Raw genomic sequence first — 14944 nt, 5'->3', positions numbered from 1 at the left:
GGATATGTTGTTCCCTTTCTTTCATAAATCAGTTTTATTACCGGATTACCTGCAGCTGATCACTGCCTGCCGGTTTATGCAGCAACAGGTTATAGATCTTATACTTATTGTCTGTAATGCCTGCCAGGGCTGATTCTCCCCTCAGTTCATCATCTGTCCGGATTAATCCCACCACCCTGCCATCACCAAAAAAACGCAGTTCATAATGCTCCAGTGGCAGCATTTCCAGGTGATAAGCCTTGATCTGGTCAAATCGGTTCCAGGTTTCTGCTGCATCGGCGGGTTTGTTCTGAAAATAAGCCTGTTCTGTTTCCAGTTCCCGGTTGTAGATCTGCTCCGCTATGGCGTTCATATTGCCGTCTGCCATCAGCTTGCGGTACTGGTTGTAAAAGGCCAGCACTTCTTTGGTAAGCTGCGCTTTATCTTCTTTCCGCAGATCCTGGCTCTGGCTCCATCCTTTCAGCTGGTAAGGCGTGGATGCCTCAAAGGTGCCTTTAAATTCGAGATACGGCACGTTATCCAGCTTTATTTCAGGCATTTTATAATAAAAGAGTTGTTTGTATTCTTTCGGCTTTTCTTTTTCTTCATCGCCATACAGCACCTTTACTTCCAGGCCACAGTTTTTCGCCAGTAAAAACGGATCCATCTTATCATCGTCGTTTACTTTTGGAAATACCCTGATAGTAATGGTTTGCTTGCCGCTTTTCAGAATATTGGGAGATACGGGCCATACTGCGCCACCCTGGTTCCCGCTGCCAAAGTCCGTATAGGCGGGCATATCATTAACCAGTATTTCATAAGTACAATTGTAGCTGTTAAAATCCAGGATAAAACGTGGATTATAGTCATATTTCTTTACCAGTTTATAACTGTTCAGATATTTTTCCTTAATGCCCTGATTCATGCTTTCTTTTTTTGCATTTGTTCCCTGCCCGCAGCTATGCAGGCCGATCATTAAAATTAATGAGATGATAACTGCTGGTTTACTCATCCGTCCGATTCTTTTTTTGTTAAGTATATTTTTTTCAAAGAGATCTTTTTCTCATCGATACCGATTTCAAAAGACGCTTTGGGATTGGCTTCCACCAGTTTATTGTATTCGGCCGGCTTCTCCGGTTCTCCTTTCTTCTTTTTTACTTCTTTTGTTTTCTCCCCTACATTCACTTTTGCCTCTACATACCCTTCAATTTTTATGCCTTCAAAAATCAGGTCAAATCCTACAAACAACCCCGCGTCGTCAGAACCAATCTTTGCCTGCAATCCCAAACCAGAGCTTCCTTCCAGCCCTATCCCCAATGCTACCACTACTTTTACTTTAAATGCGGTGGCTGTTTTACTGAGGTACAGCTTACATTCCAGCTTCACCGACACCGCAGCGCCGCCCTTTATCAGGTCCTCTTTCTTTTCTGAAGCGCCGGCGGTCCGGGTGAATACATTCCCGCCTACCGTGTTGTGTTTAAAGGTGGCCTCCAGGTCTATTTTACCGGACAAGGTTACACTGATGTCTACTTTACTGTCGTCGTCCGCGCAGATGTACAACAACGCATCCACTGCCTTTAAGATGGCGTAGGCAATGGGATGCCGGCGGCAAAGCAGTTCCAGGAAGTCCCACTTCAGATCGATGCCTACCAGCGGTTTGGCGTCCAGCTTTACCAGCACGGTTTTGCCGGCGCCCCATAACTTGCTGTCGCCTTTCTGGGGTGGCATGGTTTCGTAGTACCATGAAGCGGCCAGCCCCAGCTTTGGAAACTGCAGTTCATAATCAAACGGCTTCCGCTGCATCCGCTGGATGAGCCCCTGGATATTTTTATCGGGGTTTCCTTTGTTTTTATTGATAAACTCGTCGGGGTCTTTTCCATCATCACCGGAGGTATCTGCTTTGTTGGTATGGTTGCCGTGAATAATGTTCCTGAACTCTTTTACCAGGTTCCATCCGGCTTTTAATATGTTGTAGTACTTGGCGATCATATCCTCGATGGGATCCACGCTCTCGGTATCATTATTCCACTCCACCTTGATGGAAAAATCGAATTCCTTCAGCAGTTCAATCAGCTCTGCAAAGTTACCTTTCGATTTTACAGGTTTTGGCGCCGCCTTTTTATCTTTTGGCAATGCAAACATTTCACCGAGTTCGGTGCCCAACTCCTCATTGTGGCGATCCAGCGTAGGCGTGGGTTTGCTCCAGCGGCCTTTTGCAGCTTCGCCGATCTTCTCCACGCCTTCCAGCCGGTTCATGGTAAACCGTTGCAGCGCGTTCTTTATTCCCTTACCGTTATTGGCTTCCGCGAATTTGGTTTTCAGCGCGTCAAAGTCGGCTTTGTCCATGTTGAACGCCAGGGCCGCGGTCCATTTTATGTCGGGGTACACGGCAAAGTCGATGACATGTTTCCAGCGGCAGGTTTGAATGGTTACCGGGAAATGATCGGCCTGTGCGGCGGGAATCCACAGGTAGCCCAGGATCCGCTCGAAAAGCACATGATTGTTTTCATCAAAGAAATTATACTTATACTGTGCATCAAATTCCAGTTCTTCGTCCGATACCTTTATCACGCCGGAAAAAGAAGCATTGGTATCTCTTTTAAATTTATAGTTATTGGCTTTTATTTCAAATTTCCCTTTGGCTGCACTCTCTTTCTCCTTTTCCCGTTTTACGCCGGCCTTCACATCTTCTTTCTTATATCCTTTGGCGCCAAAGCTGCTCAGGTCTATTACATGATCTTTATGCTTTGGCGAAGCGGTACATTCATCTTCATGGGTTACCAGGCTTTGTACACTGAGCTTGATGGTTTTCTTTGCGGTTTCACTTCCTGCTACTATGTTATAAGTAAGATTTTCCGGGGCTTTAAAGTCCAGTACATTTTCATCAAAGATAGTTTGTACCCCGTCCTTATCTTCCACGGTGATCATGCCATACTTACAGGGCTGGAACTTGCGTGTGTTGGTAGGAATATCACCTGCCAGCACTGGTTTATTACCGCCATACATCAGGGGAGATTCCTTCACCTGGGGATCTTCCTTTACGTTGAGAAAGCACTTCGACAACGTTTTAGTGATCTTGCCATCGCGTGTTTTTACGATAGGATATATTTCCAGGACTTCGCCTGCACCTGGCTTCCAGAGGTCATCCAGGAAAACGTCTACCACTATTTTCTGTACAAAGTTCTGGTAGGTGATGGAGCCGGCGGCCACCTTCATATCTTTCCCTGATTTATCTTTTACCACGTAATCACTTACCTGCAAAGCTTCTCCGCGGGTGGTTTCGTCTGGCAGGATGGGCATTATTTTCACCTGCCGGGTGAAATATTTGATGGCATCATCGGGGGTTTCTTTTCCTTTTTCCTTCTGGGCTTCTCCCGCAACCCGCTCCCATGGCGGCAGATCATCATCGGCAGTGGCGGTGTCATTGTCCATCAGGAAGATCCGTAATTCCTGGCCGTACATGGCACGGGTGTAAATATGCAGTTGTACGCTTTCCCTGAATTTTTTACTGCCTCCGGTAATAATTTTGCCGTCATTATTGGCTGCAAACTCCCGCCACTCGGCCGACAGGATCGCCGGCTTTCCACGCGCAGCAATAAAGTAACCATGCGCCGCTGAATTGGTAGGCTCATGTCCATCGAGGAAAGGCTCCAGCCAGCCGAGTCCGCCGCCTTCTACTATCTTCGGGAAGTTGGGATGCACCACGGGGCCGTTCAGCGCTTCGTTTACATCCGTTTTCTTAAATGTAAGCGTCCGCAACATCGACCAGATCCAGCGGTACGGTGTTTTATCGCCTTCCGGCAGTTTCATGGGAACGGTGAGCTTCGTAGGCGCCGGCAATTTCTCCACCATCGTGGTAATGCGTTTCATTTCTGCCCGCACGGTTCCCGCTTCATTTAATACCGCGGTGGAAGTTTTTACATCTACCGATCCTTTTGCTGCCGGGATCGTGACTACCAGCTTTTTATTATCAGACATGGCAACTATTTTTAAAACGGTTGTCCCTGTGGAAACCGGATCAGAAATAAATCTTCTTCTACTTTCTGTACATCCATCATTGGATTCAGGTGCGTTTGCACTTCTTTATCAGCTTTCTCGGCATCTTTTTTTGTCATGTCGGCGGTTTGCCCATGAAAGGTGATAGAGATACAATCTTTTCCGCCGGTAGCACAGGTAGCTTTACTGTCTTCCAGCAAAATATAAGCATCTCCCGGTAATACCACTTTATCATAAAACCCGCTCCAGGCGGTCACCGACGGAGTACAGGGGTTATTATTCTTTTTACTGCAACTGCCAAAGGTATTGGCTTCAAAAGGCTGACCAATATCTTTGGTATTCCCCAACGGTTTCTCTGCACCGTCTTTGTCGTTGATATAATGCACCTGCTGACTCTTCACTTTCAGCTTATCGGGAGCTGTACCAAACTGGCACTTGCAAACGGCGCCCTGACAAACCAGATGTTTTTCGCTCATATCTTTTTAATTTTCTCCACGGTTGAAAAAGAAGGAAAAGAGACTTTTCTTTTTCCCGGACTGCTCCTTTTCCGGCAACAGCACCGACATTACCGGCGCCTGCGTTTTATCTTTCTCCCGTAAATGATAGATGGTGAATGTTACTTTTTTATCCTGTCCAGGCGCAAGTTGCAAACTGCATTCACCTGTTATAGCGTTAATAGAATAATCGGTATGATATAATTTATAGGAGATATCCACCTGTCCTTTTATGGGGGTGTGAATACCGTGCAACTGCCGCGACAAAGGGATTTCCTTTTCTGCTGAGATGTCTTCCACGCTACGCGGATCGCTGCAACTGCCCTTCTGCTGAAGCACCAGGCTACCGCTGGCGGTATTGTGCTGAACAGGTTGCTGGGTAACGTTAAACAGCACCGGCGTTGTATAAGGCATTACCGGCAATGCCGCAGTGAGCCCGCGTTTCATGATATCGCTGCCAGGCTGATACAGATCGGCAAAATAAAGAGCCATAAACCAATCGCGGCATAGCGACTGGTAAATATGTGGTTCACTACTTACCGCCAGATCCATATACGCTACTATTTCGTCTGTAATATCACCGGTATAATATTGTTGAATAGTAGGTTTAGCCGTCGCCCACGCTGCAGCAATCTGTAACTGGTTGGCGATGCCGGTAAATTGTCCGGCTTCATTCACCTTTACCTGTAATGGATACAATACTTTCCCACATTGCTCCGCGAGCTTATCAATCATTTTTTCAGGCGCCTGGTCATTAATGTATACCTGCCCCTTATTGATTTCAAACAGGAACATATTACCGGGTAATCTTTTAGAACAGCTTACTGTTATTTCATAACTGATTGCCTGTTCGGTACCGGCTGATTGAATAATATAGGTTACGCCATAAGTCCTGCTGAGATGTACCGGGTTAAACCGGAATGAACGGTTACTCATATCGGTATAGCTACTTTTTTTTATTCCCTTCGGTAATCAGTTGAGACACTTCTTTTTTTACGTTTCCCACGTAACTCCTGATAGCAGCCGGAATCCGGCTGGTGTCGGCATCTATCTGGTACGACATAGGAGGTCTTTTATCTGTAAATCCTACTTCCACTATTATCACCGGTTGCTCTCCGCAGTACAGGCAGCCCCAGCTATAGATAGTAGTGCCGGCGGTTAACAACAGCGAAGGAATAGAATCCAGTACAAAGCGACTCCGCTGCCATTGGCCGGCGGATAATGTTTGTACGGAGGAATCTATTTTCACACCGGTGGTATCCAGCCAGTAGCGCTCCAGTACATTGGGCGTAACGCGGTACTTCACCCGGATACCGGTTGAGAAAATACCGAAGTGTACCCAGGCCACGGAACTGGTTGTGGGCTTTGTTTGTGCCGGTAGTATATCCATTACCGTTAGCATCAATAAAAGGGCAAGCAAACTACCGCGCATACTAATAATTTAAAATTAAACTCCGGTCCTGTCTCATTATGTCCCACTGGAACTTAAAAAAGGACCGCATATTATCTTTGGCATTATACGGGTTCAGGTTACCGTTTGTTTGCCAGGTGTAATCCATGATGTTATCCGTGTGGCCCTGGTAAAAAGTATAGGGCGGCGGCTTTAATCCGGCGATAGGCTGCCCGGCGCTGAAAGTATGCTGCAGCCCCAGGGAATGCCCGGCTTCATGCAACAGGGTACGCCGTTGATTCAGTCCTTTGAGGAATACAACGAACGCATTTCCCCATACAAATTCCTTTATCACGTCACCATTAGCGGCGGCAGCGATGCCGTTAAAATCGGCGGGCAAATCGGTGAGGAATATATAGGTGCGTTTGTTGGCATCCGCGTTAATACGGCCACCATTGGGTTTATGCTGCCCATACTTCTCATACAGTTTGATCACCTCTTCCAGGAACTGTTGCTCATTGAACGATGCAGTTCCGCCTAGCACATTATTCCAGTAGCTGGTAACATCGTGGTCTGTTAAAGGGAGTACACCCGTTTCAAAAATGGTATCCGTTTTAATCTCCGCCCTGATGAGCGCCTGGTTATACGAAGCTCTTTTAAACTGGTATTCTATGTCCTTTACCAGTTGCTGATCAATAGCAGGAAGACTGTTCGCCTGCGTGCCTACCTTTACCAGTATCAGTTCCATTTTGGGGATGACGTGATTATTATATACCATCAGCTTTCCCACTTCCTCTTTTTTATTGCCCAGCTTTGCAAACACTTTTATTTCCTCATGCTGTTGTAACGGGGCATTGGCATTCACCACAGTTACAGCGCCTTTCAGCGTATAATACTTAACCTTTACTCCGCCTGGCCGGAAACGTGTTTGCTGGCCGCTTCCCATTAATGCGGCAATGTTTACTTTCTGCGGGGTTATTTTCAGATGAGGATTTTTTGATTCGAAGATAATTTCGGTACCATCGCTGATCACTTCTTCTATTTCCTCCAGTTCAAGATCCAGCCGGGCGCCGTCTTTGTTCATGGAAGAACCATACTTAAACTGTTGCGAGCTGGTGTAAGGAAAAAGTGACAGCCAGGCGGGGTAATAATCCACGCCGTATGGCTTCACCGGGCTTTTTACATCTTTCAGGTATTCTTTTTTAGCAGCGGCTACATCGCTCACCAGCGGCATTGTGCTGTTACAGGGCTGGTTATTATTATCGCGTTCAATGTAATTAATAGCATAAATGTATTCATCCCGGAGCCAGTCGAACCCATATTCTCCTTTATAGTCTGCCGGCCGCCTGAAGTGCACCAGGAATTTCTTCAGTTCCTTTTCTTTTGTTGCCGGCGCCTTATACTGATCATAAATAATTTTCTCCGTGCTGCGCAGTTTTACCTGGCTGGCGGCATTTAAACTGATATCACCATTAGTGGCATAGGTAGTTGACAGCTCGGAGCTTTCAACAATTGTTTTTGCTATTGAGATCATATTTCCCATCTGTGCCTGGTTGTGGGGTTAAAACATTTTTGCCTTGTCGCCGCTTTTATTCACAATCTGCTTGGCGCTGTGCATTTCAATATTTTCTTTGGTACTGTTCATGCTCACTTTCTCGGCTGTCTTTTCAATATTCTTAGCGGTGCGCTGCAGCGTATCATCCGCCACCTCTTTGATATTGGCGGCAAGCAGGCTAAAGTCTTTCACCGCGGTTTGCGACAGGTTTTTACCTGCGCTCACCTGTATGTTTTCTTTTGCCGTAAAGCTGATGTTTTTAGCATTGATGGTGATGTTTTCCATAGCGGCGATGTTAATGCTTTGTGCATTAGTATCCATCGTAACGATGTTGCCTGATTTATCAGTGATGGTGATGCTTTCTGCGCCATCGGTATCATCCAGGCGGATGAGGTGACCACTGCGGGTTTTAATGACTTTCAGGTTATTCTGTGCATCGCCGAAGCCTGTTTTGGCGTTTCCGTTATATACGGTGCCAAGTACTACGGGTACTTCAGGATTACCGCCTTCAAAATCTACCCATACTTCCTCCCCGTTTTCAGGTATAAAATAAAACCCTTTCTCAGTACCTCCATGCGGGGATACCAATCGTAGCCAGGGAGTAGATCCCTGTTGCTGCCATTGAAATTTCACACGCACGCGGCCCAGTCCTTTGGGGTCATTATTATCCGTTACCACGGCGCTTTGCGCTTCACATACCGGTGTGCGGTACAGGTCTACCTCCGGCATGGCCGCAGCTGCGGGGATGGCTTCAAATGTATTTTTATACAACCCGTTTTCCGTGCAGTAATGCGCGAGTTGGGTTACTACAAATTCGCCATGATGCTCATTGGAAAGTACCGATTCATTAACGGTGATAATATCTCCAATGCGCAATGCACTCTGCTGGCTGGTACCTTTCAGTACGGCCATCTGCGAAAGCCTTCCTTTCTTCTGTACCTGCGTATATTTATCCAGTTGCGATTTCGCAGCAGTGCCAAACGACTGGTTCAGTTTATACTGCGATGTTTTTTTATACAGCCGCTCACTTACTTCTTTCAGGTGGCTCGTATATACATCGGTGTTACCCGCAGGCACAGATAAGGTATCATTGCTTACCGCCTGGTTCTGGCGGTAGTCGTAGCCATAGAAGCGGCTGTTGTTGGACTTCACCGTAAGATCGAGGTTAAACCCGATCAGGTCTACCTGGTGTGTAAGCGTTGTTTTCTGCGGCCGGTAATTTCCAAATACTACTTTCTCTCCATCATAAAAAAACCATTCCCCGAAACGGGCGGCAAGCCTGTCTATGAACTGATAAGTGGTTTCTTTATACTGTACAATATACTTCAGTGCATCAGTGTGAGCCGGATCTACTGCGGGTGATTTGGCATAAGGCCCGCATCCCTTCAGGGCTTCATTCACAATTGCCGACAATGTTTTCTGCTCATAACACGCGATGTGCTCATCGTCTTCCAGCAGGATGGTAACGCTATGTCCTTTGATTACGCAAAATCCATGCGTGCCATCCGTTTCCTTTCCCATGCTGATACCGCTAACGATACCATTAAAATTCAACGGTTTGTATACGGCATTTGATTCAACAGGTTTTATGGAGATAGAAATTTCTTTTCCCAGGAATTCCTTGCCGGCATTGAACAATCCTTTTCCAAGTTTGGTAAGCCAGTCGTACCCGATCATGATTTCAAAGCTATGATGGCCGCGGATAGCCTGATGCAGGGCAAGGGAATGAAAAGAAGTAAACTGATGATCACCAATAGTAAATGAGGTGTGCGTATACAATGACATTTCGCAGCTTTTACGGTTTTAAATATGGTTAGTACCTTTTATCATCACAGAAATGATATCGGGTCATTACTTCAAAAAAATTGGAATTAATACCTGCTGTTGCTATTAACGGGTTAAAACATGCAACAGTAGATTGACATGGTTTATAATCAGGAACTAATATACAACAAGTGTCACAATTTCAATCACTCAAAAACAAAAAAATAACCACGCTGAAAGGACGCAATAAAAGAGCTCTGCCATTCAATAATATGAGAAGGATCCCTAATGTTTACAATCTTTAAGACATGTTATATAAAGCCATACTGTGGCACTTTTCGTATACTCATAACTGTCATTATATCGCTGCAAAAATGATTTCAGTTCGTAGCACAGGAACAACAGACTAACGGTGAAGGATAAACTTATCTAGCAAAAACAAGACTTATAAAATACCGGCATGAACAACCGGGATTTGATGTAGCGGCGTTTGAAAGCAGCTTTTGTAACGGAGTCCATATCCGGGAAAATACCAGCAACAACAGCATCTTCCGGAAAGAAATTACCGGCAGTAATTTATCATGTAAAGTTTATAAAATAACGATTAATTTAACCCCTCTTCTCCGGATCGGGGAACAAAATTTTATATAACTTAAAACGGAAATAATGAATCTGAAAGGATGGATGCTTGCATGGATAGCCACCACCGGGAGCATAGCAGCGGTGGCACAGGAATATACGCTGCACTCGCCCGATGGCAAAACAACTATACGTATATCCGTAAGGGATAGTATACAGTATTCCCTGTCCTACGATGGCAAAGTACTGCTGCAACCGGCCACTATCGGCGTGGCTACATCTGTTAGTCCTGGTGGCAACTGGAAAGTTGCCGGTACTAAAACATCGTCCGTAACACAAACGCTTCGCCCGGTAGTAAAACAGAAAAGTACCTTCATTGAAGATCACTACGATCAGTTGCAGATCAATTTTAAAAACCGTACTTCGCTGCAATGGCGCGCGTACAATAACGGTATTGCATGGCGATGGCTCATCAACAACAAAGGTGCCTGGCAGGTGGTGAACGAGCAGGCCGGCTTTGCCCTCCAGGCAAAAGACAGCGCCTGGTACCCGGTGGAAAGCGGATTCTTCTCCCATAACGAACGTCTTTATCAAAAGCTCACTATAGATAATATCAGTGGCCCCAAAAGCCTCGCCAGCCTGCCCGCACTGTTCAGCGTAAACGGCACCAAAATACTGATCACGGAAACCGCACTCCTCAACCACGCCGGTATGTGGTTACAGGGAAATGGCGGCAACACACTGGAAGCCGTATTTCCTCACTACCCCATAAAGAAAAAAGTAACCTCGGACCGGGATGAAGAAGTAGAAACCCGGGAGAACTTTATCGCCAAAAAAGAAGGCCCCTCCCAACTACCCTGGCGCATTGTGATGATAGCGCCGGAAGATAAAGACCTGCTGGTTAATGAACTCCCCTATCAGCTGGCAGAGCCCTCCACCGGCGATTACAGCTGGGTGAAGCCGGGCAAAGCCATCTGGGACTGGTGGAACGATAATAATATTTACCAGGTGGATTTCCGGGCGGGTGTGAACACCGACACTTACAAATATTACATCGACTTTGCCGCTAAATACAAACTGGAATATGTAGTGCTGGACGAAGGCTGGAGCGACACCCGCAATCTCCTGAAAACAGTACCGGACATAGATATGGAAGAATTATCGCGCTACGCAGCTTCCAAAAACGTTGGCATCATCCTGTGGACAACCTGGCTGGCACTGGATCAGCAGCTGGATGCCGCAATGGAACTCTTTGCCAAATGGAATATCAAAGGGATTAAAGTTGACTTCATGCAGCGCGACGACCAACAGATGGTAAATTATTACGAAAGGGTAGCCAAAGCTGCCGCTGCACATAAAATGCTGGTCGACTTTCACGGCGCCCACAAACCGGCGGGACTCCAACGTACATACCTCAACGTAATTTCCTTTGAAGGCGTATACGGGATGGAACAAAGCAAAGGCGATCAAAGCAAATCCATTGGACCAGACCACAACGTTACCTTTCCCTTTATCCGCATGGCAGCAGGTCCGGCAGACTATACTCCCGGCGCTATGCTGAATGCACAAAAAAATGATTGGACACCTCATTTCAGCAACCCGATGAGCATTGGCACCCGTTGCCACCAGCTGGCAATGTACGTGGTTTATGAAAGCCCCCTGCAAATGCTGGCAGATAATCCCACCCACTACTATAAAGAACCGGAATGCATGCAATTCCTGCAGGCGGTTCCCAGTGTATGGGATACCACCATTGCCCTGCAGGCAAGCGTTGGCAACTATATTCTCACCGCACGCAAAGCGGCAACCGGCGATTGGTACGTAGGTGGCATGACTAATTTCACGCCACGTACCTTAACACTGGATTGCTCTTTCCTGCCGGAAGGTACCTATACCATGCATGTCTGGAAAGACGGGATCAATGCCGACAGGAATGCACAAGACTATAAAATGGAACAGATAACGGTAGATAAAAACTCGAAAGTACCCGTAGTGATGAACATTGGCGGCGGATGGGCCGCAAGGATCGTGAAGCAACAATAAAATAACATTGCGGATAAACCATTTATATTCTCTTTGCAATTATGAACCGTACTTTATTCTTAGCTGTCCTGGGTAGCCTGTTTACCGGCAGCGCAATAGCACAACAACCAATAGATGTACAGGCACATCGCGGGGGAATGGCCCTGATGCCGGAGAACACCATACCCGCCATGATCAATGCTGTGAAGTTAGGCGCCAGAACACTGGAACTCGACTGTATCATTACAGCAGATCAACAGGTGGTAGTATCGCATGATGCGTATATGTCGGCAGAATTTATGCGTAAGCCTGATGGCTCAGACATCTCCAAAGCCGAGGAAAAAGGCCTGGCATTATACAAAATGTCTTACGACAGTATCCGCAAATATGATGCTGGCACAAAACCACATCCCCGTTTTCCTCAACAGGAAAAAATGATGGTTCACCGGCCACTGTTAACAGACCTGATAGACAGTGTGGAAGCCTATGTAAAAACACATCACCTCAAACCGGTGTTTTACAACATGGAAACAAAAAGCGCTCCCGATGGTGACGGCATCTACAATCCTGGCCCAGCCGAATTTGTAGCCCGGGTAATGGAAGTCATCAACAGGAAAAAAATAACGGAGCGGGTTACTATCCAGTCGTTCGACATCCGGACGCTCCAGGAACTACACAAAACCTATCCCGCTCAGAAAACGGCTTTGCTGATAGGCAATAAAGACAGCTTCAACGTCAATCTTGAGAAACTGGGATTCACGCCCACCATCTATAGCCCATATCACATGCTGGTAACGCCGGCACTGGTAAAAGAAGCTCACGATAAAAAAGTTGCCGTGATTCCGTGGACCGTAGATGACGAAGGCGATTTCAAAAAACTCATCTCCTGGGGAGTAGATGGTATTATTTCCAATGCTCCTGATAAACTGGTAAAACTGGTGGGCAGCTACCAAAAATAATACTCAATTCTAAATAAGAAGGGGACTGATAAATGATTATCAGCCCCCTTCTTATTTTAAATCTTACCTACGCATTTTCCTTAAACTGTTCCAGTACCTGTCCTATCTGCTTCAGGTATTTCCCATAAACCTGGCTAATCCATTCTTCTGTTAAGGCGGTGATCGCTAACACCAGCAATACAAAGGATGCAGCCAATCCCAGCGCGATTCCCTGATGATCAGCAGCCTTTGCCAGCAAGCGGGTAATTTCACCGCTTTTATGACCTACCGTGTACATCACGCCAATAATCAATGCAAAAGGAAGCAGCGTATAGGTGTATGCTTTATACATTTCAATATTCAGCTTAGCCTCGTAATACAGGGCATATAGATTATCTTTTGAGCTGAGTGTATTTGTACCAAGACTCTTATAAAAAGTTCTGAACTTGTAATAATATTGAACAGAGATGGCTATTATCACCAGGTACACGGCATAGAAAGGTATCACCATCACCTGGTTGAGTGAAAAAATTTTAGGCATGAATGCGATCAGTATCAGGCTGAAAAGTTGTACAAAAAATTCCATCTGCATCGCCTTACGGAGTTTTTCCACCGGCAGCTGCAACGTTTTTAACTGGTCAACGCTGGAAGGAACAACTATGTTACTGCCTTCATTATCGTTATTCCAGGCGGATTTTATATCATCAAAATTCATAACCTTGTTTTTTAATCAGTTCTTTTAATTTGTCTTTTGCCCTGCTGAGTTTAATTCTTGCATTCCCTTCAGAGATACCCAGGTTTTCTCCGATTTCTTTATGGGAATAATTTTCCAGGTGAAGAAAAACCAATGCCTTTTCCAGTCTTTCCAGTTTTTGTACCGCCCTGTAAAAGTGCGCCAGTTGCAGTTCTTTCGTGGCTGTTACATTTTCTTCCATTGCGATGTGTTCCGGCATGGTGTCTGTAACAGCCATTTTTCTTTTCTCTTTTTTAAAGAATACCAGTGCGGTATTCAGTGCAACCCTGTACATCCAGGTAGAGAAGCGGCTTTGATGCTGAAAGGAGTCGTAAGATTTCCAAAGCTGGTAGATAATTTCCTGTGTCAGATCCTGCTGATCATCTTCAGCATCCATATACATCCTGGAAATCTTATGAATAATTCCTTTGTGTGCTTCAACCAGTTCAAGAAACTCTTTTTCCTTGTTTTTCAATCGGTGATAGCTTTAGTTCAAAATAGGTGTAACAGTATATCCTTTCTCTCTTAATAATTTAATCAATCCAACAGGGCCTGCAATGTGTGCGCCACCTACCGCAAAGAAAGTGCTTTCCTGCTGCATCATTCCGGGCATTTTATCTATCCAGTTTTTGTTGCGTACTTCCAGCATCCAGTGAATGGTATTTTCATCCATTTGGTCGGGTGTAGTCATGAGGTTGTACATACCGGCCAGATCTTCGGCTTTATAGGCTGCCACCAGTTGGTTCATGTTCATGCTGGTACTGTCGAAAGCCTTTACCTGTTCAACAATTTGTTTGTCGGTGTATGATTTCAGCAGGTATCCCACCTGTTCTTCCAGCCCTTCCAGGTAGCTGATATGTTTCTTATCTGCCTGCATTGTTTGTATAAAAGTAGTTTCATAAGATTTTAGTTCCTGGCAGGGAAATGATTTCATAGCCAGCAACGAAATGGTAGCTGCAAGCTGGTAATTTTCAAACGGCGCCAAAGGCACACCACATTTCTTTTTCAGGATAGAATCTACATCATGGTAATCAGCAGGAGATAATTTTTTGCTCAACGGCACATCAGACGCCATTGCTTTAGCCATAATGGTATTGATATTGGGGTCGAGGATATTGGCTTCAATAACCAGTTGCGCCGATTTACTTAACGCCTGCTTTGTTTTTTCTGTTACTTTAAAATCATTCTCGCAAATCATGTGGATGGTACCATACAAATAAGAGGGCTTTGCTAATCCGTTACCACTGATTTCCCATAATAATGATTTATCCTGGGTGGTGGGTTGCTGTGCGGATGCTTTACCTGCAAATAAGCCTGTGATTACCAGCGTAGCTGCTGTTATATTTCTGAAGATATTTTTCATGTGCTTTTGATTTTCTTTTCAGAATTAGTAGGCGATGGAATCACTTCGTTACAGATTATTTCAACTTTTTTTTAAGAAATCTCTTAAACCCGCTGCCAGTAAAGAGAAAGGTCTGCTTTGCGGCAGACCTT

Annotated in this window: 12 protein-coding genes; 2 read left to right on the top strand and 10 right to left on the bottom strand. The window is 45.5% G+C overall.

Annotation, left to right across the window (positions count from 1 at the left end; genetic code table 11):
• Window positions 1-37: 37 nt before the first annotated feature.
• The 7 genes from V7S65_RS28730 to V7S65_RS28700 all read right to left on the bottom strand — a co-directional run bounded on the left by V7S65_RS28730 (window position 38) and on the right by V7S65_RS28700 (window position 9199).
• Window positions 38-904, bottom strand: a complete 867-nt coding sequence (locus V7S65_RS28730; RefSeq protein ID WP_133256171.1) for a hypothetical protein — start codon at window positions 902-904, stop codon at window positions 38-40.
• 83 nt (window positions 905-987) lie between these two features.
• Window positions 988-3957 (bottom strand): hypothetical protein, encoded by a 2970-nt coding sequence (locus V7S65_RS28725; protein ID WP_336389133.1) that lies wholly within the window; start codon window positions 3955-3957, stop codon window positions 988-990.
• A gap of 11 nt (window positions 3958-3968) precedes the next feature.
• Window positions 3969-4451, bottom strand: coding sequence for a DUF4280 domain-containing protein (locus V7S65_RS28720; protein WP_336389134.1), 483 nt, complete (start codon window positions 4449-4451; stop codon window positions 3969-3971).
• 6 nt (window positions 4452-4457) lie between these two features.
• Window positions 4458-5405, bottom strand: a complete 948-nt coding sequence (locus tag V7S65_RS28715) for a hypothetical protein (protein WP_336389135.1) — start codon at window positions 5403-5405, stop codon at window positions 4458-4460.
• A gap of 10 nt (window positions 5406-5415) precedes the next feature.
• Window positions 5416-5901, bottom strand: coding sequence for a hypothetical protein (locus V7S65_RS28710; RefSeq protein WP_336389136.1), 486 nt, complete (start codon window positions 5899-5901; stop codon window positions 5416-5418).
• Between the two features lies 1 nt (window position 5902).
• Window positions 5903-7402, bottom strand: coding sequence for a zinc-dependent metalloprotease (locus tag V7S65_RS28705; RefSeq protein ID WP_336389137.1), 1500 nt, complete (start codon window positions 7400-7402; stop codon window positions 5903-5905).
• An 18-nt stretch (window positions 7403-7420) separates the two neighbouring features.
• The gene (locus V7S65_RS28700; protein WP_336389138.1) at window positions 7421-9199 is read right to left on the bottom strand and encodes a type VI secretion system Vgr family protein; all 1779 of its coding nucleotides are present in this window, start codon (window positions 9197-9199) and stop codon (window positions 7421-7423) included.
• A 645-nt stretch (window positions 9200-9844) separates the two neighbouring features.
• Between V7S65_RS28700 and V7S65_RS28695 the strand changes: the two genes are divergently transcribed.
• Both V7S65_RS28695 and V7S65_RS28690 read left to right on the top strand, forming a co-directional pair.
• On the top strand, window positions 9845-11800 hold the full coding sequence (locus V7S65_RS28695; protein WP_336389139.1) for a glycoside hydrolase family 97 protein: 1956 nt from the start codon (window positions 9845-9847) through the stop codon (window positions 11798-11800).
• 41 nt (window positions 11801-11841) lie between these two features.
• Entirely contained in the window at window positions 11842-12738 is an 897-nt protein-coding gene (locus V7S65_RS28690; RefSeq protein WP_111577909.1) for a glycerophosphodiester phosphodiesterase family protein, read from the top strand.
• A 67-nt stretch (window positions 12739-12805) separates the two neighbouring features.
• On the opposite strand, the gene V7S65_RS28685 is transcribed toward V7S65_RS28690, so the two are convergent.
• The 3 genes from V7S65_RS28685 to V7S65_RS28675 are packed head-to-tail and all read right to left on the bottom strand — an operon-like array spanning window position 12806 to window position 14813.
• Complete coding sequence (locus V7S65_RS28685; RefSeq protein ID WP_079470832.1) at window positions 12806-13432, bottom strand: hypothetical protein; 627 nt, start codon at window positions 13430-13432, stop codon at window positions 12806-12808.
• Window positions 13422-13925 carry an RNA polymerase sigma factor gene (locus V7S65_RS28680; RefSeq protein ID WP_111577911.1) on the bottom strand — a complete coding sequence of 168 codons (504 nt, stop codon included), beginning with the start codon at window positions 13923-13925 and terminating at the stop codon, window positions 13422-13424. The genes V7S65_RS28685 and V7S65_RS28680 overlap by 11 nt, the downstream gene beginning before the upstream one ends.
• Before the next feature lie 12 nt (window positions 13926-13937).
• Window positions 13938-14813, bottom strand: a complete 876-nt coding sequence (locus V7S65_RS28675; protein WP_336389140.1) for a TraB/GumN family protein — start codon at window positions 14811-14813, stop codon at window positions 13938-13940.
• Between the last annotated feature and the right edge of the window lie 131 nt (window positions 14814-14944).

The sequence above is a fragment of the Chitinophaga sp. CCNWYY40 genome, assembly GCF_037483205.1.
Taxonomy (GTDB): Bacteria; Bacteroidota; Bacteroidia; order Chitinophagales; family Chitinophagaceae; genus Chitinophaga; species Chitinophaga ginsengisegetis.
The sequence above is the reverse complement of the archived record's forward strand: the minus strand, read 5'-3'. Positions and strand labels throughout refer to the sequence as shown.

Excerpts from the sequence above, each read along its gene's own strand:
- V7S65_RS28730 (WP_133256171.1), bottom strand. The coding sequence starts at position 904 with ATGAATCAGGGCATTAAGGAAAAATATCTGAACAGTTATAAACTGGTA.
- V7S65_RS28725 (WP_336389133.1), bottom strand. The coding sequence starts at position 3,957 with ATGTCTGATAATAAAAAGCTGGTAGTCACGATCCCGGCAGCAAAAGGA.
- V7S65_RS28720 (WP_336389134.1), bottom strand. The coding sequence starts at position 4,451 with ATGAGCGAAAAACATCTGGTTTGTCAGGGCGCCGTTTGCAAGTGCCAG.
- V7S65_RS28715 (WP_336389135.1), bottom strand. The coding sequence starts at position 5,405 with ATGAGTAACCGTTCATTCCGGTTTAACCCGGTACATCTCAGCAGGACT.
- V7S65_RS28710 (WP_336389136.1), bottom strand. The coding sequence starts at position 5,901 with ATGCGCGGTAGTTTGCTTGCCCTTTTATTGATGCTAACGGTAATGGAT.
- V7S65_RS28705 (WP_336389137.1), bottom strand. The coding sequence starts at position 7,402 with ATGGGAAATATGATCTCAATAGCAAAAACAATTGTTGAAAGCTCCGAG.
- V7S65_RS28700 (WP_336389138.1), bottom strand. The coding sequence starts at position 9,199 with ATGTCATTGTATACGCACACCTCATTTACTATTGGTGATCATCAGTTT.
- V7S65_RS28695 (WP_336389139.1), top strand. The coding sequence starts at position 9,845 with ATGAATCTGAAAGGATGGATGCTTGCATGGATAGCCACCACCGGGAGC.
- V7S65_RS28690 (WP_111577909.1), top strand. The coding sequence starts at position 11,842 with ATGAACCGTACTTTATTCTTAGCTGTCCTGGGTAGCCTGTTTACCGGC.
- V7S65_RS28685 (WP_079470832.1), bottom strand. The coding sequence starts at position 13,432 with ATGAATTTTGATGATATAAAATCCGCCTGGAATAACGATAATGAAGGC.
- V7S65_RS28675 (WP_336389140.1), bottom strand. The coding sequence starts at position 14,813 with ATGAAAAATATCTTCAGAAATATAACAGCAGCTACGCTGGTAATCACA.